Below are 26,289 nucleotides of genomic sequence, written 5' to 3' on the forward strand. Positions count from 1 at the left end.
CTAACGGTGGCATAAAAACCGATTCTAACGGAGTGAAAGAGATTCAAATGAAGGTATTGCTGACAGGTGGAACAGGGTTTATCGGCCGAGAATTATTAAAACACTTAACCACTCATGAAGTGGTGTTACTCACTCGACAACCCCAAGCGGCCAAACGCATACTCAGCCACACGGATATTGGCAACGTCATCTATATTTCTGATCTTAAGCAGTTTCACCATCTGAATGATTTTGATGCCGTGATTAACTTAGCTGGCGAACCGATTGCCGATAAACGTTGGACCAAACAACAAAAGGTCACTATCTGTAATAGCCGCTGGAAACTGACTGAAGATTTAGTGGCACTTATACACGCAAGCACGACACCTCCTGAAGTTTTTATTAGCGGCTCAGCAGTAGGCTACTATGGTGACCAACAAGAACACCCTTTTGATGAAACGCTACATGTGAGTGATCTAGGCTTTCCTCATGAGGTATGCGCAAAATGGGAACAGATTGCCAATCGTGCGCGATCTGAGATGACCCGAGTTTGCTTACTAAGGACCGGCGTAGTTTTAGCACCGCAGGGAGGTGCTCTAAATAAAATGCTGCCTCCATACCGTCTCGGGCTAGGCGGCCCGCTTGGGCAAGGAAACCAGTACATGCCGTGGATTCACATGCTTGATATGGTCCGTGGTATCATTTATCTCCTCGAAACTCCTCATGCGCATGGTGAGTTTAATCTATGTGCTCCCCATCCCGTCACAAATAAACAGTTTAGCCAAACCTTAGCCAAGACACTCAAGCGGCCTCATATTCTTATGACGCCTAAATGGGTGATGTCTCTTGCGATGGGTGAAAGCTCAGTCTTACTGTTTGATAGCATTCGAGCTAAGCCGAAGAAATTGACCGAGCTTGGTTTCCGCTTTAGCTACTCACGCATTGAGCCTGCGCTAAAAAACCTATTACAACACCATGAATAATCCAGTAATCTAGTCGTCTTTATGGATAACTTTTTTAGATCAAGATGAACAAATCTATTCTCATTACCGGATGTTCAACAGGTATCGGTTACGTCTGTGCACACGCATTGCATAAACGAGGCTATCAAGTCATAGCCTCTTGTCGCAAACAGAAAGATGTACAGAGACTAGAATCTGAGGGATTAACCTGTATACAGCTAGATTTAGCTAGTTCAGAAAGTATTGAGAAAGGCGTGACAGAAACGCTACGTCTTACCAATGGAAAGTTGGATGCCCTATTTAACAATGGCGCTTATGGGCAACCAGGAGCATTGGAAGATCTCCCAACAGACGCGCTTAGAGAGCAGTTTGAAACCAATTTTTTTGGTTGGCATCAGCTGGTATGTTTATTACTACCAACAATGCGAAAGCAAGGCCATGGGCGCATTGTGCAAAATAGCTCGGTGCTTGGATTTGCTGCAATGAAATATCGTGGTGCTTACAATGCTTCAAAGTTTGCTATTGAGGGATGGACAGATACATTGCGATTAGAACTGATGGACACAAATATCTATATCAGCCTAATCGAACCTGGCCCAATTGAAACACAATTTCGAGCTAATGCTTTACTTGCCTTCAAACGCTGGATTGATGTTGAGGGAAGCGCACATGAAACTCAATACCATCAACAAATGGCGCGCCTAGATAACGATAAATCTAATAATGCATTTGTGTTACCCGCAAAGTCCTGCATCGCACCATTGATTGATGCGTTAGAGTCCTCTAAGCCGAAGATACGCTATAGAATTACAACACCAACCAAGGTGTTTGCAGTGCTAAAGCGACTCTTACCAACTAGGCTACTCGACAAAATATTGAGACAAGCCGCCTAAAACAAAATGTATGTTTGTAATTATTCCGTAACAATAAGACGCTAAATTAATCATTAGGGCATACCCTAACCCATAGATTTAAGCGCTACATTCGGAATAATAATATGTCATTAAACCAGTTAAACTGGCTGAGTGTCGGTGTTGCGCTAACATTGTTTATCGTTTTATAGACACCTTCGCTTGCCCTTTCGGGGAACAAAAACACCGCCTTAGTTGGCGGTATTTTTGTTTATCAACATGACATTGTACAATCACTTACCTTGAACTCTTATCACTCAGCCCATATCTTTGCTGTATAGACCACGTTGCAAGGAAAACTCAGATGCAATCACCTTTTATTGTCGAGCTAAATGAACAGAACTTCCGTCAAGTGCTGGAAGGCTCAATGCAAACGCCTGTGCTTATCCATTTTTGGGCCCCAATGAGCCAAGAAAGTGCGCAAATTATTCCAGATCTGCAAATGCTCGCTCAACAATACAATGGCGCATTTACTCTCGCTTTACTCAACTGCGAACAAGAACAGGCGATAGCAAGTCAGTTTGGAGTTCAAACCTTGCCAACTGTCGCCCTATTTCTCAACGGTCAAGCGGTAGACGGCATGGGCGGACCACAAACGATTGACGCGATTAAAGAGATGCTAACCAAGCACCTACCTAGCCAAGACGAACAGACCTTAAAGCAAGTTAGTGAGTTAATTCAGACTGGTCAGCACGCTCAAGCGTTACCTCTTCTCGAAGGATTAGATGACGCCTTAAAACAAAAAGGCGATATTAAGCTTGCTCTTGCAGATTGCTACCTTGAAACGCAAAACTTTGATCAAGCAAAATCCTTGCTAGAACACATCCCTCTTGAATACCAAGACAATTACTATAAAGGTCTCGTGGCTAAGTTAGAGTTACATGCGCAAGCGGCGAACAGCCCAGAGATCCAATCTCTTGAGGCATCACTAGAGCAAGAGCCTGATAACCTTGAACTGATAAACACGCTTGCTTTGAGCTATCACCAAGTCAATCGTGACGAAGAAGCGCTGGAGTTACTTTGGAATCCTCTTAAATCTGATCTCAATGTGCTAGACGGCGAGCTAAAGAAATCCTTTATGGATATCCTCGCAGCATTAGGGCAAGGAAACCCCATAGCTGGCAAATACCGCCGCCAACTTTACTCCGTTCTCTATTAGACGATTCCAAATCAACAACTTAAAGTCGGCTTGTCCGGCTTTTATTCTGCCTAAAATAGACCTAAGTTCTCATTTATGCCATTGTTTCAACTGAGCAATTAAGCAACAATAGCTCAATTATTCGCATAAGGAACTTCAGATATGGCTATTGATTCATTGATTACAATTAGTATTTTTCTCGTTGTGGCGATTGCACTGATCATTGCGTCGGTCAAAACTGTCCCACAAGGTAATAATTGGACTGTCGAACGATTTGGTCGCTACACTCACACACTAAAACCTGGCCTCAACATAATCATTCCTTTTATTGATGGTGTTGGCCATAGAATCAGCATGATGGAACGAGTGTTAGACATTCCTGCCCAAGAGGTAATTTCAAAAGATAATGCTAACGTCACGATTGATGCTGTTTGTTTTGTCCAAGTCATCGATGCTGCTCAAGCAGCCTATGAAGTCAACGATCTTGAACACGCGATTCGTAATTTAACCCTGACAAACATTCGTACTGTGCTCGGGTCAATGGAACTTGATGAAATGCTTAGCCAGCGCGATATGATCAACACCAAGCTGCTTTCTATTGTTGACGAAGCCACTAACCCATGGGGTGTAAAAGTTACCCGTATTGAGATTAAAGATGTTCAACCTCCAGCCGATCTTACCGCAGCGATGAACGCGCAGATGAAAGCAGAGCGTAATAAGCGTGCAGAAGTACTAGAAGCCGAAGGGGTTCGCCAAGCCGAGATCTTAAGAGCAGAAGGCCACAAGCAATCAGAGATTTTAAAAGCCGAAGGTGATAAGCAAGCCGCTATACTTCAAGCAGAAGCTCGTGAGCGTGCAGCTGAAGCAGAAGCTCGTGCAACCTCGATGGTTTCCGAAGCCATCGCAAAAGGCGATATGCAAGCTGTGAACTACTTTATTGCTCAGGGCTACACCGAAGCGATTAAATCCATAGGCCAAGCCGAAAATGGTAAGATTATCATGCTACCGCTTGAAGCTACCGGCTTAATGGGTTCAGTCGCAGGCATTGCGGAAATGTTTAAGCACTCGAATGATAAGAGTGAGTAGAGGTCAGTTTGATTGAATTATTAGACAGCGTTAATCATTGGCACTGGTTAGCTTTCGGCCTAGCGTTGCTAGCGTTAGAGTTACTTGGTACAGCTGGCTATTTTTTATGGCTCGGTTTGTCCGCACTCATTGTTGGAGCGCTGCTTTTGGTAATACCAATGAGCTGGCAACTTCAATGGGTTTCATTTGCTGTATTTTCACTTGCTACAACTTGGTTGTGGTGGCGAAAGCAGTTTAAAGAAGATAAGCAAGGTGACGCCAAACGCGATCTCAATCAAAAACACAAACAGCTGATTGGCCAAACAGTGGTGCTAGAAGAAGACTTCCCAACTGGAAAAGGTCGTATAAAGCTCGGAGATACAACTTGGACAGCACAATCTTCACAAGATTTAAAAGCGGGATCTATTGTTGAAGTACAAGAAGTGAACGGAATTATACTGACAATTAGTAAAAAAATTTAAAACAATTTAGGCTCTTTATATAATTAAAGAGCCTAATAGCCGAACATTTAATACTAAACTAAAAACACTCCTTATAATTATCAATAACTTAAAAGCTATTAATTAAAAATTAAGTTTACACATCTATCGTCCTATACTTTAAATTTGCATTCACATTTAATAAAAATTCCACTATCTGATCATTGCTTTTCAATAGGTTATTGGTTAATTCTTCGTTCGAAGTAACTCTTAATTAGAGATGCTAAATTTGTATAGGTATTATTTTTTGATCTTTATCTAACTGTGCACATATTAGCTATATCACTAAGGTGATAACAATCACATTTGTTAGGAGAGATACCATGAAACGTTTATTTGCATTAATTGTAACCGGACTATTTTCACTGTCAGTCTATGCTGGTTATACTGGTAGTACCGAAATGGGACCATATGTTGACTGTCACTTACCTGATGGAAAAGTGGATTATATGCCAAGTATGATATGTAAGAGTTCGGGTGGAGTAGTTAAGTGAAGTTATTGTGAAACGCACCCGATTTAGTTGGGTGCGTTTAAAAATTAAAGACTAATTAAGTGTGCTAACACTTTTTTTCTTTCAGAGCTATTGGACTTATTAAACCAATAACCTAACATTTGTAATGGTTGGCTCGACTCTTCTGGGATATCAACTTCAGACTTATTTCTTCCTTTGAACGCAATTTCTGTAAACTGCTCGATATCTTCATCGCTAGCTTGTTGCAGCCAATATTCCATCATATTGTTCTCAGATGGCTGATTCGAAACGGTTATTTCTGATTTATCTTTAGTAGCATTTGATGCTGTCGCAGCAACTGCAACGGATGAGGAAGCAGCAATAAGCTCTGGGTAGTGTTTAGAGTTGAACTTAGCAAGTTCTTTTTCAAAATCTCGAGTGATACCACCAAGATTTGGCAACTCATCTAAATCATATTTGACGTCTTGCCCTTGCTTGTTTTTAACCAAGAAGCGAGGGTTAGCATCGAACGCTTCTGCTTGATCTAAGCGCATTATTTTTGCGTCGGGAGCAATTAATAGTTGCTGATTTTCTTCTGTAAACGTTAATACAAAAGCTTTTGAGTTAAACTTCTCTTTCTCTCCCAATTTTTCAACGAGTTTGGAAACTTTTAATACAACTTGATTAATTCCATCAGGAACCGTGTAGCCTGATTTCGAAAAAAAAGAATAGCCAACAGTTTCTCCGCCTACGAGCAGCGGCGAGATATCCCGATCAAATTCAATATTCACTTCCGCTCTTGGAGCAAATGAAGCAACCACTGCACCAATAACACACATCCTTTTTATTACTTTCATTTATTATCTCCTTGAGTGAAAAGAGCATTCTTATAAAAGAATGCTCTCGAGTATTGTATGGTAAAAGCTATCTAAATTAGAAGTAGTATTCCATACCTACTAACACACTGTTTGTCCAGTCACCACCATCCATACTGTAGTTACGTGAATCAATGTACCAGTATGAGCTTGGTAGTAAATAACCGAAACGAGCTGTAATTGCTTGGTCTGCTGTATTATCCGTTCCGTCAGCATCATCTGTTGCTGCGTAACCCGCTTTTAGTACGTACTTGCTATCAATAACGTACTGAGCCGTCGTTGAGTAAGCGTTTTGACCAACATCGCCCACTTCCATCGCTTTGTATGCAGCAGTAAGCGTGAAATCACCTAGGAATAACGAACCACCAACAATTGCGTAGTTACGGCTGTCAACAGTTTCAGTTTTGTTTGCGCCAGCATTATTCCATTTTGTCCACTCATCACTAATCTTTGGATTACCATTGGCATCAAATTCATACTTAGTCGGCTCATCTACACCTTGAGTGTATGAACCTTGATGGTAATAGCCACCATGTACGCTAAACATACCTTTAGTGAAAGACGCACCTACACTTGATACCATTTGGTCAGTATCTTGAGTCATACCACTCAATGTAGCTTGGAAGTTGAAACCACCAAAGTTTGCTGAGTCAAAACGTAGAACACTGTCAGCACGGTCTTGGTAGCCGCCATCGATATCGTTGTTCCAGTCAAATACGTTACCTAGACCTGGGTTTGAGTGTGGCCAGTCGACATAGTTGTATGCTGCAACCAACTGACGACCGTATTTGAATTGACCTACGCCTTCAAACTCAAGACCAAGGTATGTATCACGAGCACCTAGACCACCAGTTTTGTCGCCGTTGTTTGCGTTACCACCTTCCATCTGCCAAATAAAGTTTGGCGCAATATCATCAAACTCAACCACGCCACGGAAACCGATACGTGACTCAATATCGACACCAACACTCGTAGTATCATTGTTATCAACTAGTAGCATGTAACCAGCCGCTTGGCCGTAAAACTGAACTGCGTCACCCGCAAGTTGGATCGCTGCGTTTGCTGAACCAGTCATTGCAGCTGTTGCCACTGCTGCACCTAAAAGCGTACGTTTAAACATTTTGTCCATGGAATAAACTCCTAAAAATGGATATAGCTGTCTTATTATTTTTTCTCACCTTAAGTTGGCCGCCGAAGGGAGAAAGCATTTCCTATGTTGAAAACCAAAACTCATTGTGAACTTCAATTTTCTTTTTCCTGCATACACGCCGTGTATCCATGCTTCTCAGACTAACTTCGCACCGAAAAACATCAACCAGAACTTAATTTCCATATAAAAAAATATGACCCGCTACAAACTTTTATAATTCCAGTGATCCAGATCTCCATTTTACGCCATTAAATAGCCACAAAACATAAAATCCACATAAAAACAGCAAGTTACAAAATCAAAAAAGATAAACCAACTTGAAGTGACTCGCATTTTTTGTTTGATAAATTACGTTTTACTCATGAATAAGACATTAATCACAGAAGCGTACCCCGTGATATGAAGGTCAAAACTCAGACATTATTCCAGATATAAAAAAAGCCACCGCAATGGTGGCTTTTTCATCAAAATAGAAGGTTACATAAGGGAAATTAAGTCTTCCTCAGTGCGTATTTCGATGCCTAGTTCTTGCGCTTTTGCCAGTTTAGAGCCCGCATTTTCACCGGCAAAAAGAATGTCAGTCTTCTTAGACACACTCCCCGTCACTTTCGCACCTAAATTTTGCAAAGCCGCTTTAGCATCGCTACGTGTCAGTTGCGATAATGAACCAGTCAGTACAACTGTCTTACCCGCTAATGGCTGCGGAGTACTCTCATCTTTATCTTCGAGATCAGGCCAGTGAACGCCTTGCAGCACAAGATCATCAATCACGGTAAGGTTCTTTTCTTGAGCGAAGAACGCAGTGATATGACTAGCAACAACCTCACCAATGTCTTGAACTTCAATTAGGGCTTCATGGCTTGCAATTTTAACGGCATCCAACGTTTTAAAGTGCTGAGCTAAGTTTGCAGCTGTTGCTTCGCCAACCTCACGAATACCCAGTGAATATAGGAAACGTGGCAAAGTGGTCTCTTTTGACTTGTTTAGCGCATCAACCACGTTTTGTGCTGACTTTGGCCCCATACGGTCAAGTACGGTAATCACGCCGGCCGATAACTTAAATAGATCAGCAGGCGTTTCAACCATTTCACGATCGACAAGCTGCTCAATCACCTTCTCACCTAAGCCATCCACATCGAGAGCTTTGCGAGAAACGAAGTGTTTAAGAGCTTCTTTGCGCTGAGCCTGGCAGACAAGGCCACCAGAACAACGCGCTACCGCTTCGCCTTCAACGCGTTCAACTTGAGATTTACATACAGGGCAATTCTCAGGGAAAACAATCTCACAAGCATTGTCTGGGCGACGCTCACTAACAACCGACACAATCTGAGGAATTACATCGCCCGCACGGCGGATAACAACCGTATCGCCAACCATAACGCCAAGGCGCTCAATTTCATCGGCATTGTGCAGCGTTGCGTTACTCACGGTCACGCCACCAACGAATACCGGTTCTAGTTTCGCTACGGGAGTAATCGCACCTGTACGCCCAACTTGAAACTCTACATCATTAAGTAAGGTAATCTCTTCTTGTGCTGGGAACTTATAAGCAATTGCCCAGCGAGGCGCACGAGCGACAAAGCCAAGTTGTTCTTGGAGTGCAATATCGTCAACTTTAATCACCACCCCATCGATTTCATACGCAAGCGACTCGCGGCGCTCAAGAATATCTTGGTAATACGCTTTGACTTCATCAAGGCTAGAAACAGATTTAGTTTCGGGACACATTGGTAACCCCCAGCCTTTAAGCTGAAGGAAGCGCTCAAAATGGCTAGAGGACAGTTCAGTCCCCTCAACGACACCTACGCTGTAAGCATAAAAGCTCAATGGACGTGTTGCGGTAATACGAGAGTCTAACTGACGTAAACTACCTGCAGCTGCATTACGTGGGTTTACAAAAACCTTGTCACCTTTTTTTAGCGCTAGCTCGTTAAGTTTGTCAAAACCCGCTTTAGGCATAAACACTTCACCGCGAACTTCAATACGCGCTGGCCAACCTTCACCTTGAAGCTTAAGCGGGATCGCTTTAATCGTACGAACATTCTCGGTAATGTTTTCACCCGTTGCACCATCACCACGAGTTGCAGCCTGAACCAACACGCCGTTTTCGTATAAAAGGCTCACCGCTAAACCATCAAGTTTTGGTTCACAGCAAAATACGTCCAATGTCGCACTCGCAATTCGATCTCTCATGCGTTTATGAAAGCTTTCAAGTTCACCATCATCAAACGCGTTATCAAGCGATAGCATAGGGATCTCATGCTTTACAGAACCAAAGCCATCCAACGGCGCACCTCCAACACGTTGACTCGGTGAATCAATACTCATTAGCTCAGGATGCTGAGATTCAAGCTCCATGAGTTCACGCATTAAGCGATCATATTCAGCATCTGGAATTTCCGGACTGTCTTCAACGTAGTATTTCACTCCGTGGTAGTGAAGCGTTTCACGTAGCTGATTAAGCTTTTCTTGAATCTCTATAGACATGGCTAACTCTATTATTTCTTTAGTGCGGTGGTGATTGGTTCAATCATTTTGAGTTTGAAGGAGGGAGTATGAACATCCCCTTCACTCTTCGCAACTCTATCTTGATCGAAAAAAGGCTCCCAAAAAGGAGCCTTCTAAATTAGGGCGGTTGGCTTAAGATTTTTGAGACGCTTTAAACTGCTGAATTTGTGCTCTATAGCGATCCAAGCGGTTTGGAGTCATTAGGTTTCGTGCGTCATCAAGAACATTAGCACCTAGGTCATCTGCTATTTGCTGAGCCGTCTTAAGCATTAACTTAAAGTTCTGCTCTGCATCACCAAAGCATGGCATTGTCATAAAGAATGAGATGCCCTTGGTGGTAAATTCAGCGGGGTCATTGTGCTTCAAGGTACCAGGCTGCATCATGTTCGCAACACTAAATAGGACTTTACCGGTTCCTGATAGATCTGCATGGCGATGGAAAATATCCATCTCACCATAAATCAAACCATTCTGTTGCATACTATCAAAGAGCTTAGTGCCGACAAATGGCTCATCTCCCGCGCAATGAACGTTGAGTACAATCACTTCTAATGGAACCTCTTGCTCAAGCTCTGTTTCTGGCTCAGGCTCAGGTTCAGGTTCAGAAATAGGTTCTTCAATCACTGACTCAGTCACTACGGTCGTTATTTCCTCCACCTCATCAAGCGACTTAGTGGAGAATGATGGTACCTCGAGCTCGAGCTCTTTATCTGAAACAGTCGCTTGTTCTGGGTATTCTTGAGTTTCAGAAGTTGGGTAACTATCGATCAACGGATCAGCAACCATCTCCTCATGCTCAACAAAACCTGGCTCTTTGCGCTCTTTCTTGATGATTTCAAAATCATCTTCTGGAGTAAACGCTCGTTCAGGTACTACGTCCGTGTCATCATTGTCGATATCTAACTTACCAAGCGGTTTATTGCCAAACTTGGCTTTCCCTTCTTTTTTACTTGTCCATAAACCGTGGAACAATAAAGCGGCAATCGCTAATGCTCCGACAATTATGAGTACAAATCGCAGTTCCTGCATTTTTAGCTCTCATTTGCACGATACAAGCCGAGTTACCCGACCAATATCGAATCTGTTTAAAACATACTGTGAGTTACTCTACCAAAACTCTCCCCTGTTTTAGAACAACTTAATGTTAGAAGTTCCTATAATGTTGTGATTTTGAACACGCTTTTTTCTTGTTAAGATAGAAAGCGTTCGTTTTTACACCACTAGTAATGATTATGAAAACACATTTACAACAACGTTCAGGCTTTGGCTATTTCTTTCATGGCATTGAACTCGCACTTACTCCCGGCATTCGTCAATTTGTTCTCATGCCGCTGCTTGCCAATGTCATTCTTGTTGGTGGAGCACTATTTTATCTTTTCTCAAACCTCAATATTTGGATTGAGCAGTTAATCGGCCAGTTACCTGACTTTCTCTCTTGGCTTAGTTACTTACTATGGCCTTTGTTAGTGCTAACTATCTTGGCAACCTTCTCTTACTTCTTTAGTACATTGGCGAACTTTATCGCTGCGCCTTTTAACGGATTACTGGCAGAGAAAGTGGAAGAGCACTTAACGCAAGAGAAGGTTAATGAAGATGGAATGCTAGCGGTAATTAAAGACACGCCAAGAATTTTAGCTCGCGAGTGGCGCAAACTTATCTATGTTCTGCCGAAAGCCATTGGCCTGTTTATCTTGTTACTGATTCCAGCACTAGGCCAAACCGTTGGTCCTTTCCTTTGGTTTATCTTCACCGCGTGGATCTTAGCTATTCAATATTGTGATTACCCGTTTGATAACCATAAAGTGCCTTTTAATGACATGCGAAACAATTTGAAACAAAAACAAGGTAAAGCCTACGGGTTTGGGGTTTTAGTGTCAGTGTTTACTACCATTCCAATCTTAAACCTTATCGTTATGCCAGTGGCGGTGTGCGGTGCAACTTCAATGTGGGTTTCTGAATTTAATAACCAGAACCACTAATCAAATTTAAGACTCTTTAAGCGCATGTAATAACGTGCGCTTTGTCCAATTTCATATCATATAACTTTTTAATCCTTTTCTCGGCTCACTTCCTACCATAATCTTCTAAGCAGACAACTATTTAGTCATATTAAGAAAATTATCTTGTTTGATGATTGTCACACACAAAGTCGAACAAGAATTTAATCAGATGAAGGATCACACCATGAGCAAAATCTACGAAGACAACTCTCAAACTATTGGTAATACTCCTCTAGTACGCCTTAATAAAGTCAGTAATGGTAAAGTCCTGGCTAAAATTGAAGCTCGCAACCCAAGCTTCAGTGTTAAGTGTCGTATTGGCGCCAACATGATTTGGGAAGCGGAAAAAGCTGGCACTCTTAAGCCAGGCGTAGAACTTGTAGAACCAACGAGTGGTAATACTGGTGTTGCACTTGCGTTCGTTGCAGCGGCTCGTGGTTACAAGCTAACGCTGACAATGCCTGAATCAATGAGCCTTGAGCGTCGTAAACTGCTTAAAGCCCTTGGTGCTAACCTTGAGCTAACAGAAGCGGCGAAAGGCATGAAAGGTGCGATTGCTAAAGCGGAAGAGATCGTTGCTAGCAACCCTGAAAAATTCCTACTATTGCAACAGTTCAACAACCCTGCGAACCCACAAATCCATGAAAAGACCACTGGTCCAGAGATTTGGGATGCAACTGATGGCGACATCGATGTGTTCGTTGCTGGGGTAGGTACAGGTGGTACTATCACAGGTACAAGCCGTTATATTAAAGGTGAGAAAGGCAAGAATATTGTTTCAGTAGCCGTAGAGCCTGCAGAGTCTCCAGTGATTGCTCAAGCCTTAGCGGGTGAAGAAATTCAGCCAGCTCCGCACAAAATCCAAGGTATTGGCGCAGGTTTCATTCCTGGCAACCTAGATTTAGAAGTGATAGACCGCGTAGAAGCCGTTACTTCTGATGAAGCGATAGAGATGGCTCGTCGCCTAATGGAAGAAGAAGGTATTCTAGCGGGCATCTCATCAGGTGCCGCAGTTGTAGCAGCAAACCGCCTAGCGGAACTACCTGAATTTGAAGGAAAAACTATTGTAACCGTGCTACCTAGCTCTGGTGAACGCTACCTAAGTACAGCCCTATTTGCTGGCATCTTTACTGAGAAAGAAAACCAACAGTAATATGTTGTCAAATCAATTTTTCGTTTAAAAAAGCCCCATTCAGGGGCTTTTTTGTTGATCCCTGCCTCACCTTTGGTAATATCAGGGCTGTTTTATTTCTAGCTTCAAAATAAAAGCTAAATAAGAATTTTTAGCAATGGCGAAAGAGAGCATAGACTGGAATCGCGATTGTAAAATTTATAACCAGTATCAGTTCTGACACGAAATCAACGTTCTTCGTCTAGCAGAATGTAAAATTTAGAGTTAAGCTAGTTCTGGTTAAGAAACTATCAAAAAATAAATCAATTGGGGTATATAACATGTACGAGAAGCAAGTAGAAATCACTGCAGAAAACGGTCTTCACACTCGTCCAGCTGCGCAGTTCGTTAAAGAAGCTAAAGCATTCGACGCGGACATCACTGTGACTTCTAACGGTAAAAGCGCTAGCGCAAAGAGCCTTTTCAAGCTACAAACTCTTGGCCTAGTTAAAGGTACAGTAGTTTCTATCTCAGCTGAGGGCCCACAAGCTCAACAAGCTGTTGACCACCTAGTTGCTCTAATGGACCAACTACACTAATCCGGTCTCCTATTTTCAAAGCCATTTTGTGAAAGCAAAATGGCTTTGTTGGAAATAGGCCAAAATATAAGCTACAAATATTCGTTAGCGCACTCATTATTCTCCCGTTTTTAAAGTTGACCAATTTAAGGTAAGGCTATGATTTCAGGCATCCTAGCATCTCCTGGTATTGCTATCGGTAAAGCACTACTACTTCAAGAAGATGAAATCGTTCTAAACACTAACACTATCACTGAAGACCAAGTTGAAGCAGAAGTTCAGCGTTTCTTTGACGCTCGTAACAAATCTTCAGCTCAACTAGAAGTTGTTAAGCAGAAAGCACTTGAGACTTTCGGTGAAGAAAAAGAAGCGATCTTTGAAGGTCACATCATGCTTCTTGAAGACGAAGAGCTAGAGGAAGAAATCCTAGCACTAATCAAAAAAGACAAGATGCACGCTGATAACGCGATTTACACTGTTATCGAAGAGCAAGCATCAGCTCTAGAATCTCTAGACGACGAATACCTAAAGGAACGTGCAACAGATATTCGTGATATCGGTACACGTTTCGTTAAGAACGCACTAGGCATCAACATCGTTTCTCTAAGCGATATCAATGAAGAAGTTATCCTAGTTGCTTACGACCTAACGCCATCTGAAACAGCACAAATCAACCTAGACTACGTGCTTGGTTTTGCTTGTGATATCGGCGGTCGTACTTCTCACACTTCAATCATGGCGCGTTCACTAGAGCTTCCTGCTATCGTTGGTACTAACGATATCACTAAGCAAGTGAAGAACGGCGACATGCTTATCCTAGATGCGATGAACAACAAGATTGTCATCAACCCATCTGAAGCAGAGCTAGAAGAAGCGAAAGCAGTTAAAGCTGCATTCATTGCTGAAAAAGAAGAGCTAGCTAAGCTAAAAGACCTACACGCAGAGACTCTAGACGGTCACCGTGTAGAAGTTTGCGGTAACATCGGTACTGTTAAAGACTGTGACGGCATCATCCGTAACGGTGGTGAAGGCGTTGGTCTGTACCGTACTGAATTCCTATTCATGGACCGTGATGCACTTCCTACTGAAGAAGAGCAGTACCAAGCGTACAAAGAAGTTGCTGAAGCAATGAATGGCGAGTCGGTAATCATCCGTACTATGGACATCGGTGGTGATAAAGATCTTCCTTACATGGATCTTCCACAAGAGATGAACCCATTCCTAGGCTGGCGCGCAGTTCGTATCAGCTTAGACCGTCGTGAAATCCTTCGTGACCAGCTACGCGGCATCCTACGTGCGTCTGCACACGGTAAGCTTCGCATCATGTTCCCAATGATCATCTCTGTTGAAGAGATCCGTGAACTGAAGAAAGCAATCGAAGAGTACAAAGCTGAGCTTCGTTCTGAAGGTCTAGCATTCGACGAAAACATCGAAATCGGTGTTATGGTTGAGACACCAGCAGCAGCAGCTATCGCGCACCACCTAGCGAAGGAAGTAGCATTCTTCTCTATCGGTACTAACGACCTGACTCAGTACACACTAGCAGTAGACCGTGGTAATGAGATGATCTCTCACCTATACAACCCACTATCTCCAGCTGTACTAACAGTGATCAAGCAAGTTATCGATGCTTCTCACGCAGAAGGTAAGTGGACTGGTATGTGTGGTGAGCTAGCAGGTGACGAGCGTGCAACGCTACTTCTACTAGGTATGGGTCTAGATGAGTTCTCAATGAGCGGTATTTCTATCCCTAAAGTGAAGAAAGTTATCCGTAACTCTAACTTCGCTGAAGTGAAAGCAATGGCTGAAGAAGCGCTTTCTCTACCAACAGCAGCAGAAATTGAAGCAGTTGTAGAAAAATTCATCGCTGAGAAAACTCAATAATCAACTAATTCCAATGAGATAGACGGTAAAAAAAGTCGTCTATCTCGTAAGATTGGTATACTATAATTCGACAGAATTAAATAAAAACGTTAGGAGCATGACACAATGGGTCTGTTTGACAAACTTAAGAAGCTAGTATCTGACGACAGCGCTGACGCTGGTGCAATCGAAATCATCGCACCTCTTTCTGGTGAAATCGTAAACATCGAAGATGTGCCAGATGTTGTTTTTGCTGAAAAAATCGTTGGTGATGGTATCGCGATCAAGCCTGCTGGCGACAAAATGGTAGCTCCTGTAAACGGTACTATCGGTAAGATCTTCGAAACTAACCACGCGTTCTCTATCGAATCTGACGACGGCGTTGAGCTATTCGTTCACTTCGGTATCGACACTGTTGAACTAAAAGGCGAAGGCTTTAAGCGCATCGCTGAAGAAGGTCAATCAGTTAAAGTTGGTGATACTATCATCGAATTCGATCTAGCTCTTCTAGAAGAAAAAGCTAAGTCAACTCTTACTCCTGTAGTTATCTCAAACATGGACGAAATCAAAGAGCTGAACAAGCTTGCTGGTTCTGTAACTGTTGGTGAAACGCCAGTACTACGTGTAACTAAGTAATCTTACTTAGACAAACACTAAAAACGCAGCCCATTGGCTGCGTTTTTTATCGCTTAGAATAAAGCATGTATCTACTTTAATCCAAGAGCATATTTCAACACTTGCGCTTTAAGTGGCCCAGTACTTTCAGCAATCTTTAACGCTACATTACGCACTAATTTTAACGGCGCAATATCATTGCTAAAACCTTTGTAGAAAAAGTCCATTCCTGACTGCATCAGCAAGTTATCTGGGCGACGCTTTCTCTCATACTTGGCTAGAACGCTTTGCGATAGTGCCTCTTCGCCTTTTGTCACCTCAAGCAACACTTCAACATCTTTAAAGCCAAGGTTTACGCCCTGCCCTGCCAGTGGGTTTATCGTATGCGCTGAATCTCCGATAAGGACGCACTGATTGGCGGAGTATGATTGCGCATGACGCCTCGTCAGTGGAAATGAGCCAGCTTGAAGCACTTTGATATCACCAAGCTCTTGCGGAAAGTGAGCCAATACTTCTTCGCGCAATTGTACCTGTGACATTGTTGATAAACGCTTAATACGACTTGGGGAGTCATACCAAACCAGCGAGCCTTGAGCACGCTCCTTTCCATCAACTTGAAGCGATGCAAGAGGAAGAAACGATCTTGGACCCGACGGAGTAAACTGCTGCCAAGTTATATCCTGCTGAGGAAGCTGCGTTTCAACATTAATTAGCATGCAGTGCTGACGGTAATCCCAAGCGGTAATACCGATACCGGCTAACTGGCGAACTTTTGAGTTAGCACCGTCAGCGCCGACGATTAATTCTGCAGTGATAGATTGACCAGATGACAGTTTAACCTGATTCATTTCGCCAAATACAATGTCATCAAGTGTATCAGGACAATACAGTGTTACGTTTTCAAGCGATTCTAACTGCTGCCATAAGCCGAGTTGAATCAACCGATTTTCGACAATATATCCCAACTGCTCCATGCCCAGAGATTCAGCGTGAAAGCGAGTCCGACACTCAGGATGCTCCCAAGTTTCTAAGCGTCGATAAGGGCAAACACGCATAGATTGGATTGCATCCCATGCACTTAACTCTGTCAATATAGAAACTGAGTGCTCAGAAATAGCAGAAACACGAATATCTAATAGTTGTTCAGGGCTAAATGGTTTAAGCTCGGCTCCTTCAACCACCGCTACTTTACGGCCTTGTTTGACAAAACCAATAGCGGTTGCAGCCCCAACCATGCCTCCACCAATCACTGCAACATCAAAATTGCTCATAATTTGTACTTCATCATATTGATTATTTGGCTATTTTTTATTGTACGTTTTCATTACCAAAATGTAACCCAAAACCTCAATTGCTATACGTTCAAATCCCTTGTTTGATAACGCTTTGAATTGATTTACCCACAACACTAGTCAGTTGGTTTTTAAAGCAGTACAATACGCCGCTCTCTGCACTGTGAGCAGAAAATTCGGTCATCAAGCATTACTTTTATAGATGATCTTAAGTAACACTGGGCGATTTGCTCCCTTAATTTAAACTAACGATCGAGCGAACAAAATGAGTAAGAAACTGCTAATTAAAACCTGGGGCTGCCAGATGAACGAATACGATTCATCTAAAATGGCGGATCTACTGAACGCGGCTAACGGCTATGAGCTGACGGAAGAACCAGAAGAGGCAGATGTACTACTTCTTAATACCTGTTCAATTCGCGAAAAAGCGCAAGAAAAAGTGTTCCACCAGCTTGGTCGTTGGAAAACGCTAAAAGATAAGAAAGAAGGCGTTGTTATCGGTGTTGGTGGTTGTGTTGCAACACAAGAGGGTGACCATATCCGTGAGCGTGCACCTTTTGTAGACGTAATATTCGGTCCACAAACTTTGCACCGCCTTCCTGAGATGATCAAACAATCTCAATCGAACGAAGCGCCAGTAATGGACATTTCTTTCCCTGAGATCGAAAAGTTTGACCGCCTTCCTGAGCCTCGCGCTGAAGGCGCGACTGCATTCGTTTCTATCATGGAAGGCTGTTCTAAGTACTGTACATACTGTGTTGTACCTTACACTCGTGGTGAAGAAGTTAGCCGTCCAATGGATGACGTGCTATTCGAAATCGCACAGCTAGCTGATCAAGGCGTTCGTGAAGTAAACTTACTAGGTCAAAACGTAAACGCATACCGCGGTCCGACACACGAAGGTGATATCTGTTCATTCGCTGAACTGCTTCGTCTTGTTGCTTCTATTGATGGTATCGACCGTATTCGTTTCACAACTAGCCATCCACTAGAGTTTACTGACGACATTATCGCAGTTTATGAAGATACGCCTGAGCTTGTGAGCTTCCTGCACCTACCAGTACAAAGTGGTAGTGACCGCATTCTTACTATGATGAAGCGTCCTCACACCGCTATCGAATACAAGTCGATCATTCGTAAACTACGCAAAGCGCGTCCTGATATTCAAATCAGTTCTGACTTCATTGTTGGCTTCCCTGGTGAAACAGCAAAAGATCACCAAGACACGATGAAGCTAATCAAAGATGTTGATTTCGATATGAGCTTCAGCTTTATCTTCTCTCCACGTCCAGGTACGCCTGCAGCAGACTACCCATGTGACGTACCAGAACAAGAGAAAAAAGAGCGTCTATACGAACTACAACAAACGGTTAATGCACAGGCAATGCGTTACTCGCGCCTAATGCTTGATACAGAGCAGCGCGTTCTTGTTGAAGGCCCGTCTAAGAAGAACCTAATGGAGCTTCGCGCACGTACTGAAAACAACCGTGTAGTCAACTTTGAAGGCAGCGCAGACCTTATCGGTCAGTTCGTTGATGTGAAAATCACTGACGTATTTGCTAACTCTTTGCGTGGTGAACTGGTGCGCACTGAGAAAGAGATGGATCTTCGTACAGTCATCTCTCCGACTCAGATGATGGCAAAAACAAAGCGCGAAGATGAGCTAGGTGTAGCAACCTTTACGCCTTAAGCTTGAAAATCGCTGTATAAGTTACCATCTTAGAGATAGGTAACGATCGCCATTAGAAGCCCGGTCTAAATCGGGCTTTTTTAGAGTGGCACACTTTGAGAGGCAACTTTGAGCAATAAAATTGTAACTCTAGAAATCAATCTAGAACCTTCTGACAATCGCCGTCTAGCCAGCCTTTGCGGTCCTTTCGACGATAATATCAAGCACTTAGAGCGTCGCTTAGGCGTTGAAATCAGCTACCGTGGTAACTTCTTTACCATCGTAGGCAAGCCACATACCAGTGCTGCAGCGCTTGAAATCATTAAAACACTTTACGTCAATACGGCACCTGTTCGCGGCAACATTCCTGATGTTGAACCAGACGAAATCCATCTTGCGATTAAAGAAACAGGTGTACTAGAGCAAGATCTAGAAGCGAGCTTCGAGCACGGCAAAGAAGTGTTCATCAAGACTAAAAAAGGCGTCATCAAACCGCGTACGCCAAACCAAGGTCAATACTTGATGAACATGGTTACCCATGACATCTCTTTCGGTATTGGTCCGGCAGGTACAGGTAAAACTTACCTAGCAGTTGCTGCAGCAGTTGATGCTTTAGAGCGCCAAGAAATTCGTCGTATTTTGCTTACTCGTCCAGCAGTAGAAGCCGGTGAGAAGCTCGGCTTCCTACCAGGTGATTTAAGCCAAAAAGTCGACCCATACCTTCGTCCACTATACGATGCCCTTTTTGAAATGCTAGGCTTTGAAAAGGTAGAGAAACTGATTGAGCGTAACGTTATCGAGGTTGCACCACTGGCTTATATGCGTGGTCGTACACTAAACGACGCATTCATCATCTTGGATGAAAGCCAAAACACGACCGTAGAACAGATGAAGATGTTCTTAACACGTATCGGCTTTAACTCTCGCGCGGTGATTACTGGTGATATCACTCAGATTGACTTACCTCGCGGGGCGAAATCAGGCCTGCGTCATGCGATCGAAGTGTTAAGTGATGTCGATGACATCAGCTTCAACTTCTTCTTAGCTGATGATGTCGTTCGCCACCCTGTGGTCGCGCGCATCGTTAACGCTTATGAAAATTGGGAAGCGAAAGATCAGAAAGAGCGTAAAGAACGTGACCGCATCCGCCGTGAAGAGCGTGAAGCTCAGCAGGCCGCTAACCAAGCGCTAGTTGACGCTGCGGCAACGGTAAACAATACGACGGCAAAAGAGAGTAACTAGGCATGAGTATTGAACTGGATCTTCAATTAGCTGTCGAAGATGAAAACGGCTTACCGACTTTTGACGATATTCATCTCTGGTTAAGCTCTGCTGTGACAAGCTTTCAACCACAGGCCGAAGTAACGGTTCGTTTAGTGGATGAAGAAGAAAGCCACCAGCTTAACCATGACTATCGTGGCAAAGACAAGCCAACTAATGTGCTTTCTTTTCCGTTTGAAGCGCCTCCGGGCATTGAGATGGATTTATTGGGTGATTTAATCATCTGCCGCCAAGTTGTTGAACGTGAAGCCATCGAGCAAAACAAACCTCTAATGGCTCACTGGGCGCATATGGTTGTACATGGCAGCTTGCATCTGCTAGGTTATGATCATATCGAGGATGACGAAGCTGAAGAGATGGAGTCACTCGAAACAGAAATCATGCAGCGTATGGGCTTTAACGACCCCTACATTGATGAGAAAGAGTAGTGTAAGTAACCATACTTACACTACTGACGTGAGCTATCACACATCTGATAGCGTTACTTAAATGAGAAACAATGAACGAAGACAATTCGCCCTCTTCTCTAGAAGGTAAGAAAGAAAAATCTGAAGGTCCGAGTAGAAAGTCCTTCTTCGGACGCCTAGGGCAAATTTTTCAAGGTGAACCAAAAGATCGCCAAGAGCTTGTGGAAGTGTTCCGCGACTCTGAAGAAAATGACCTGATCGACCACGACACCCGCGACATGCTAGAAGGTGTTATGGAGATCTCTGAAATGCGTGTGCGTGACATCATGTTACCGCGTTCGCAAATGGTTACGGTTGATCGTAGTGACGATTTAGACACTCTAATTAACCTCATCACTGATGCTCAGCACTCACGCTACCCAGTAATCAGTGAAGATAAAGACCATGTAGAAGGCATTCTGCTTGCGAAGGACTTACTTAAATACTTAGGCTCTGGCAGCGAACCATTTGATATCGAACAAGTTATCCGCCCTGCGGTGGTTGTTCCTGAAAGTAAGCGCGTAGACCGCCTACTGAAAGAGTTCCGCGAAGAACGTTATCACATGTCTATTGTTGTCGATGAGTTTGGTGGGGTTTCTGGCCTTGTAACTATCGAGGATATTCTGGAAGAAATCGTTGGTGAAATCGAAGACGAATTCGACGACGAAGAAGAACTGGATATTCGCAAACTAAGCAAACACACATTTGCAGTAAAAGCTCTGACGACAATCGAAGAGTTCAATGACACCTTCAACACATCATTTAGTGATGAAGAAGTCGATACTGTAGGTGGCATGGTAATGACTGCATTTGGTCACCTGCCATCACGCGGTGAAGTAGTCGAAATTGAAGGGTATAACTTCAAAGTGACCTCTGCTGACAACCGTCGTGTGTTACAGCTACAAGTGACCATCCCTGACGAAGAGCTCATTACGGACTCTACCGAAGAGTAACGCTACGCTCCCTAGCGGGAACAAAAAGAATAATACCGATGATCAATTCCTTTTTTCATCGCCTCAAACGGCCGCTCGCGGCCTTTTTTGTTGGCGCATCTACGACACTTGCCTTTGCTCCTTACGAGCTATGGCCTATCGCTTTTATCAGCCCAGCTCTGCTTCTTTTACTGATTCACCAGCAATCCGCTAAGCGAGCGCTTTGGATTGGTTATGCTTGGGGCTTAGGTCAATTTGCAACCGGCGTCAGTTGGGTGCACATCAGTATTGATAATTTCGGTGGCATGCCAAAGATAGCCAGTGTATTTTTAATGTCACTGCTTATCGGCTACCTTGCCATTTATTCCGCGCTCTTTTCTTGGAGCCTGAACCGTTTCTTCCCTCACGGTAATCGTACCCGCTATTTATTAGCGGCCCCTGCTCTGTGGCTCATTTTTGATTGGCTACGCGGTTGGGTAATGACAGGTTTTCCTTGGTTATGGTTGGGCTACAGTCAAATCGAAAGTCCACTGGCTAACTTCGCCCCAATTGGTGGTGTTGAGCTACTCACTTTACTTGTGGTTGCGAGTGCTGGTGCTGTTGCCTACTCAGCGCTAAACCGACAATGGCTGCACCTACTGATCCCAGCCGTTATTGTCATGACAGGCTACGGACTGCAATCAGCTCAATGGGTGACACCTAACCCAGAGAAGACCACTAAGGTCGCCCTGATTCAAGGCAATATTCCTCAAGAGCTGAAATGGAAACCGAGTGAGCGTTGGCCAACCATCATGAAGTACACCGATCTGACCCGTGAAAACTGGGATGCAGACATCATCATTTGGCCTGAAGCAGCCATCCCTGCTTTTGAATTTGAGATTTCATCGTTCTTACGCAACTTAGATGCCGCCGCTCGTATGAATAACAGTGCGATTATCACAGGTATCGTAAACCAAGGTGAAGATAAGCAGTTTTACAACAGTATTTTGACCCTAGGCCAAACTCCTTACGGTGATTACAGTTATGATATGGACAAGCGTTACCACAAACATCACCTACTTCCATTTGGTGAATTTGTTCCGTTCGAAAATATCTTAAGGCCAATTGCACCTTTCTTTAATTTACCAATGTCTTCGTTTAGCCGAGGTGACTTTATCCAGCCGAACATCAGCGCCAACAATATGCAGATGGCACCAGCGCTATGTTATGAAATCATCTTTAACGAGCAAGTCCGACAAAACGTCAATGACCAAACCGATTACATTCTCACTCTCTCTAACGATGCATGGTTTGGTAAATCGATCGGTCCGTTACAGCATATGGAAATTGCTCGTATGCGCGCTCTAGAGCTAGGTAAACCGGTGATTCGTGCGACCAACAATGGCCTCACCGCCGTGACTGACTATTTGGGCCATATCACTGCGCAAGTACCACAATTTGAAACTGCAGTATTAAGAGCAGAAATCACATCTACCACAGGTGAAACACCTTATCGAAAAATGGGCACTTGGCCACTGTATATTTGGGTGATGTTTAGTCTGGTTATTGGTTGGCGGATGAGAAACTAACGAGAAATCTTAGGGTTGGTGTGAAAACATCAACCCTTCTTTTTCTCTATGGCTTCAATGGCTGACGACTGAATCCCTTACAGCCACACTTGGTACATGGGATGATAACTGTTGGGTGGTTGTACTGAGTTTTATGCCCACACTCATCACAGACCAAATGCCCCAAACCAATCACTTCACCAACTTGGTACAGACCTTGATGCTCTAAGTCTTGAAACAGCTCTACCCATTCCACTTTGGTTCGGTCAGTGATATCGAGCAAACCTTGCCAAATAGAGTCAGCAACCATCAGGTAGAATGGGCCGCCTTTAGAGTCTTCATAGCTGTCTGCGAACTCTTTTAAGTCTGACTTAACGTAGGCTGAAACCAGCGCCATCTCATCTTTAGTCAGGTCATTCGCGGCTTGAGCCACTTTCCCCGACGTTTCAATGACGTGGTTCACTTCATCAGGGCTATGTTTGAGCGTTTCAACCACGTCATCTAGCATCTCTTCATAACCAGCTTTGCGTTTTGGCATAGCGAACCTCCTCAAGATTTCAATCCATGTGCTCCCCTAAATAGCAGTATGACGGGGATAGCTATTGTTGTACCTCGTTCCTTTAGGTATTCTATGACGATCTATTTAAGTCTGTTCTAACCGAACTCACAAATTCCAAGATAACCGGACATCATCGATGCAAGAACAATACAACCCGCAAGATATTGAACAGAAAGTTCAACAGCACTGGGACAACAACAAGACCTTTGTTGTAAGTGAAGACCCAAATAAAGAAAAATTCTACTGTCTATCAATGTTCCCTTACCCAAGTGGCCGACTGCACATGGGCCACGTGCGTAACTACACTATCGGTGATGTAGTCTCTCGTTTCCAACGCCTGCAAGGCAAAAACGTAATGCAACCAATCGGTTGGGATGCGTTTGGTCTTCCTGCAGAAAACGCAGCGGTGAAAAACAACACAGCGCCTGCGCCATGGACTTACGAAAACATTGAGTACATGAAGAACCAACTTAAGCTTCTAGGCTTTGGTTACGACTGGAACCGTGAATTCGCAACTTGTACCCCTGAGTACTACCGTTGGGAACAAGAGTTTTTCACTAAGCTTTACAATAAAGGCCTAGTTTACAAGAAGACATCTTCTGTTAACTGGTGTCCAAACGACCAAACTGTTCTAGCAAACGAACAGGTTGAAGATGGCTGTTGCTGGCGTTGTGACACGCCTGTAGAGCAAAAAGAAATTCCACAGTGGTTTATCAAGATCACAGAATACGCTCAAGAGCTACTAGACGATCTAGATAACCTAGACGGTTGGCCTGAAATGGTTAAAACCATGCAGCGCAACTGGATTGGTCGCTCTGAAGGTGTTGAGCTTAAGTTTGAAGTTAAGGGTCAACAAGACCTCGAAGTTTACACAACACGTCCAGACACACTAATGGGTGTGACTTACGTGGGTATCGCAGCAGGTCACCCTCTAGCAGCAGTAGCAGCAGAGAACAATCCTGAGCTTGCAGCCTTCATCGACGAGTGTAAGAACAACAAAGTAGCGGAAGCTGAGCTTGCGACCATGGAGAAGAAAGGTATGGCGACTGGCCTTACTGCTATTCACCCATTGAACGGTCGTGAAGTGCCAGTTTACGTAGCTAACTTCGTACTAATGGACTACGGTACAGGCGCCGTAATGGCAGTACCTGCACACGACCAACGTGATTTCGAGTTCGCAACTAAGTACGGTCTGGATATCATCCCGGTAATCAAGCCAGCTGACGGCAGCGAGCTAAACATTGCTGAAGAAGCGTACACAGAGAAAGGTGTACTGTTCGATTCAGGTGAGTTCGACGGTCTTGAATTCCAAGCGGCATTTGATGCAATCGCAGCGAAGTTAGAAGCAGAAGGCAAAGGTACTAAGACAGTAAACTTCCGTCTACGTGACTGGGGTGTATCTCGTCAACGTTACTGGGGTGCGCCAATCCCAATGGTAACAACTGAAGATGGTGAAGTTCACCCAGTACCAGCAGACCAACTACCAGTAATTCTTCCTGAAGACGTAGTAATGGACGGCGTAACTAGCCCAATCAAAGCAGACAAAGAATGGGCGAAGACAACCTTCAACGGCGAACCTGCTCTACGTGAAACTGATACGTTCGATACGTTCATGGAGTCTTCTTGGTACTACGCGCGTTACTGTTCACCACAAGCTGATGACATTCTAGATCCAGAAAAAGCGAACTATTGGCTGCCAGTAGACCAGTACATCGGTGGTATCGAGCACGCTTGTATGCACCTACTGTACTCTCGCTTCTTCCATAAATTACTACGCGACGCTGGTTACGTAACGTCTGACGAGCCGTTCAAGCAGCTTCTATGTCAAGGCATGGTTCTAGCGGATGCGTTCTACTTCGAGAACGACAAAGGCGGTAAAGAGTGGGTTGCACCAACTGACGTTGCTGTTGAGCGTGACGGTAAAGGCCGCATCACTTCGGCAAAAGACAACGAAGGCCGCGACGTAACACACTCAGGCATGATCAAAATGTCTAAGTCGAAGAACAACGGTATCGACCCACAAGAGATGGTAGATAAGTACGGTGCTGACACAGTACGTCTATTCATGATGTTTGCATCACCTGCTGACATGACACTTGAGTGGCAAGAGTCTGGCGTTGAAGGTGCAAACCGCTTCCTGAAACGTGTGTGGAAGCTAGTTAACGAGCACGCTTCAAAAGGCGCGGCAGAAGCTGTTGATGCATCTGCACTATCTAGCGACCAGAAAGCACTTCGCCGTGACGTTCACAAAACTATCGCAAAAGTGACTGACGATGTTGCTCGCCGTCAAACGTTCAACACAGCAATCGCTGCGATCATGGAACTAATGAATAAGCTAGCGAAAGCACCTCAAGAGTCTGTACAAGATCGTGCAATCCTTGATGAAGCACTAAAAGCGGTTGTAGTAATGCTTTACCCAATCACTCCGCACATCTCTTACGAAATGTGGGCGGGTATTGGTCAAGGTTCTGAAAACTTAGTTGATATCGACAACGCAGCATGGCCAACACACGATGAAAAAGCACTTATTGAAGACGAGAAGCTGATCATCATTCAGGTTAACGGCAAGCTACGTGCGAAGCTAACAGTACCAGCAGATATCTCGAAAGAAGATATTGAAGCGCTAGGTCTAAACGATGAGAACGTAACTAAGTTCACAGAAGGTAAAACCGTACGTAAGGTTATCTACGTACCGGGTAAACTTCTAAACATCGTGGCTAACTAAGAACGGCTGTAGCGAAAAGTGCGAACTAATCGCTTTTAAATAAGTCATAAGCAGGGTAACTCTTAAAGAGTCACCCTGCTTTATTTATCTTAAGGTTTTAGCCTCAAACTATGAGTCATAGAATCGTAAGA

General features: G+C 43.8%; 22 protein-coding genes. 16 read left to right on the forward strand and 6 right to left on the reverse strand.

Going from position 1 to position 26,289, the window contains the following annotated elements:
- The first annotated feature begins 47 nt into the window (after window positions 1-47).
- From ACU01J_RS01895 to ACU01J_RS01915, 5 genes are all read left to right on the forward strand, one after another.
- Window positions 48-962, forward strand: coding sequence for a TIGR01777 family oxidoreductase (locus tag ACU01J_RS01895; RefSeq protein WP_481084168.1), 915 nt, complete (start codon window positions 48-50; stop codon window positions 960-962).
- Between the two features lie 44 nt (window positions 963-1,006).
- Window positions 1,007-1,834 carry an SDR family oxidoreductase gene (locus ACU01J_RS01900; protein ID WP_481084169.1) on the forward strand — a complete coding sequence of 276 codons (828 nt, stop codon included), beginning with the start codon at window positions 1,007-1,009 and terminating at the stop codon, window positions 1,832-1,834.
- 322 nt (window positions 1,835-2,156) lie between these two features.
- Window positions 2,157-3,011: a co-chaperone YbbN gene (locus ACU01J_RS01905; protein ID WP_481084170.1), complete on the forward strand. Its 855-nt coding sequence runs from the start codon at window positions 2,157-2,159 to the stop codon at window positions 3,009-3,011.
- Window positions 3,012-3,152: 141 nt separating this feature from the next.
- Window positions 3,153-4,076, forward strand: coding sequence for an SPFH domain-containing protein (locus ACU01J_RS01910; RefSeq protein WP_481084171.1), 924 nt, complete (start codon window positions 3,153-3,155; stop codon window positions 4,074-4,076).
- A gap of 8 nt (window positions 4,077-4,084) precedes the next feature.
- Window positions 4,085-4,537, forward strand: a complete 453-nt coding sequence (locus ACU01J_RS01915) for an NfeD family protein (protein WP_481084172.1) — start codon at window positions 4,085-4,087, stop codon at window positions 4,535-4,537.
- Between the two features lie 556 nt (window positions 4,538-5,093).
- On the opposite strand, the gene ACU01J_RS01920 is transcribed toward ACU01J_RS01915, so the two are convergent.
- The 4 genes from ACU01J_RS01920 to zipA form a co-directional block, all read right to left on the reverse strand.
- Window positions 5,094-5,864: a DUF2057 family protein gene (locus ACU01J_RS01920; RefSeq protein WP_481084173.1), complete on the reverse strand. Its 771-nt coding sequence runs from the start codon at window positions 5,862-5,864 to the stop codon at window positions 5,094-5,096.
- A gap of 76 nt (window positions 5,865-5,940) precedes the next feature.
- Window positions 5,941-7,011, reverse strand: coding sequence for a porin (locus tag ACU01J_RS01925; protein WP_481084174.1), 1,071 nt, complete (start codon window positions 7,009-7,011; stop codon window positions 5,941-5,943).
- A 498-nt stretch (window positions 7,012-7,509) separates the two neighbouring features.
- Complete coding sequence (gene ligA, locus ACU01J_RS01930) at window positions 7,510-9,519, reverse strand: NAD-dependent DNA ligase LigA (protein WP_481084175.1); 2,010 nt, start codon at window positions 9,517-9,519, stop codon at window positions 7,510-7,512.
- 153 nt (window positions 9,520-9,672) lie between these two features.
- Entirely contained in the window at window positions 9,673-10,569 is an 897-nt protein-coding gene (gene zipA, locus ACU01J_RS01935) for a cell division protein ZipA (protein WP_481084176.1), read from the reverse strand.
- A gap of 203 nt (window positions 10,570-10,772) precedes the next feature.
- Here zipA and cysZ point away from each other — a divergent pair, with 203 nt between their 5' ends.
- The 5 genes from cysZ to crr all read left to right on the forward strand — a co-directional run bounded on the left by cysZ (window position 10,773) and on the right by crr (window position 15,728).
- Window positions 10,773-11,519: a sulfate transporter CysZ gene (gene cysZ, locus ACU01J_RS01940; RefSeq protein WP_481084177.1), complete on the forward strand. Its 747-nt coding sequence runs from the start codon at window positions 10,773-10,775 to the stop codon at window positions 11,517-11,519.
- A 205-nt stretch (window positions 11,520-11,724) separates the two neighbouring features.
- Window positions 11,725-12,693 carry a cysteine synthase A gene (gene cysK / locus ACU01J_RS01945; RefSeq protein WP_481084178.1) on the forward strand — a complete coding sequence of 323 codons (969 nt, stop codon included), beginning with the start codon at window positions 11,725-11,727 and terminating at the stop codon, window positions 12,691-12,693.
- Window positions 12,694-12,992: 299 nt separating this feature from the next.
- Complete coding sequence (locus ACU01J_RS01950; protein WP_004415108.1) at window positions 12,993-13,250, forward strand: HPr family phosphocarrier protein; 258 nt, start codon at window positions 12,993-12,995, stop codon at window positions 13,248-13,250.
- Window positions 13,251-13,388: 138 nt separating this feature from the next.
- Window positions 13,389-15,113 (forward strand): phosphoenolpyruvate-protein phosphotransferase PtsI, encoded by a 1,725-nt coding sequence (gene ptsI / locus ACU01J_RS01955; RefSeq protein ID WP_481084179.1) that lies wholly within the window; start codon window positions 13,389-13,391, stop codon window positions 15,111-15,113.
- Between the two features lie 105 nt (window positions 15,114-15,218).
- The gene (gene crr / locus ACU01J_RS01960) at window positions 15,219-15,728 is read left to right on the forward strand and encodes a PTS glucose transporter subunit IIA (protein WP_481084180.1); all 510 of its coding nucleotides are present in this window, start codon (window positions 15,219-15,221) and stop codon (window positions 15,726-15,728) included.
- 71 nt (window positions 15,729-15,799) lie between these two features.
- Here the strand turns inward: crr and ACU01J_RS01965 are convergent, their stop codons facing one another.
- On the reverse strand, window positions 15,800-16,978 hold the full coding sequence (locus ACU01J_RS01965; RefSeq protein WP_481084181.1) for a 2-octaprenyl-3-methyl-6-methoxy-1,4-benzoquinol hydroxylase: 1,179 nt from the start codon (window positions 16,976-16,978) through the stop codon (window positions 15,800-15,802).
- Window positions 16,979-17,264: 286 nt separating this feature from the next.
- Here ACU01J_RS01965 and miaB point away from each other — a divergent pair, with 286 nt between their 5' ends.
- The 5 genes from miaB (at window position 17,265) to lnt (ending at window position 22,895) form a co-directional block, all read left to right on the forward strand.
- Complete coding sequence (gene miaB, locus ACU01J_RS01970; RefSeq protein WP_481084182.1) at window positions 17,265-18,689, forward strand: tRNA (N6-isopentenyl adenosine(37)-C2)-methylthiotransferase MiaB; 1,425 nt, start codon at window positions 17,265-17,267, stop codon at window positions 18,687-18,689.
- 108 nt (window positions 18,690-18,797) lie between these two features.
- On the forward strand, window positions 18,798-19,910 hold the full coding sequence (locus tag ACU01J_RS01975) for a PhoH family protein (RefSeq protein ID WP_481084183.1): 1,113 nt from the start codon (window positions 18,798-18,800) through the stop codon (window positions 19,908-19,910).
- A 2-nt stretch (window positions 19,911-19,912) separates the two neighbouring features.
- A complete protein-coding gene (gene ybeY / locus ACU01J_RS01980) occupies window positions 19,913-20,377 on the forward strand; it encodes an rRNA maturation RNase YbeY (RefSeq protein ID WP_134836252.1) in 465 nt (154 codons plus the stop codon).
- A gap of 71 nt (window positions 20,378-20,448) precedes the next feature.
- On the forward strand, window positions 20,449-21,348 hold the full coding sequence (gene corC / locus ACU01J_RS01985; RefSeq protein WP_053441765.1) for a CNNM family magnesium/cobalt transport protein CorC: 900 nt from the start codon (window positions 20,449-20,451) through the stop codon (window positions 21,346-21,348).
- Window positions 21,349-21,386: 38 nt separating this feature from the next.
- Window positions 21,387-22,895, forward strand: a complete 1,509-nt coding sequence (lnt, locus tag ACU01J_RS01990) for an apolipoprotein N-acyltransferase (RefSeq protein WP_481084184.1) — start codon at window positions 21,387-21,389, stop codon at window positions 22,893-22,895.
- Window positions 22,896-22,941: 46 nt separating this feature from the next.
- Here lnt and ACU01J_RS01995 read toward each other — a convergent pair whose 3' ends face one another.
- On the reverse strand, window positions 22,942-23,412 hold the full coding sequence (locus ACU01J_RS01995; RefSeq protein ID WP_481084185.1) for a zinc ribbon-containing protein: 471 nt from the start codon (window positions 23,410-23,412) through the stop codon (window positions 22,942-22,944).
- Between the two features lie 157 nt (window positions 23,413-23,569).
- On the opposite strand from ACU01J_RS01995, the gene leuS reads away from it, so the two are divergent.
- Window positions 23,570-26,158, forward strand: a complete 2,589-nt coding sequence (gene leuS, locus ACU01J_RS02000) for a leucine--tRNA ligase (protein ID WP_481084186.1) — start codon at window positions 23,570-23,572, stop codon at window positions 26,156-26,158.
- Window positions 26,159-26,289 lie beyond the last annotated feature (131 nt).

Source organism: Vibrio sp. 2433-A1 (assembly GCF_056726085.1).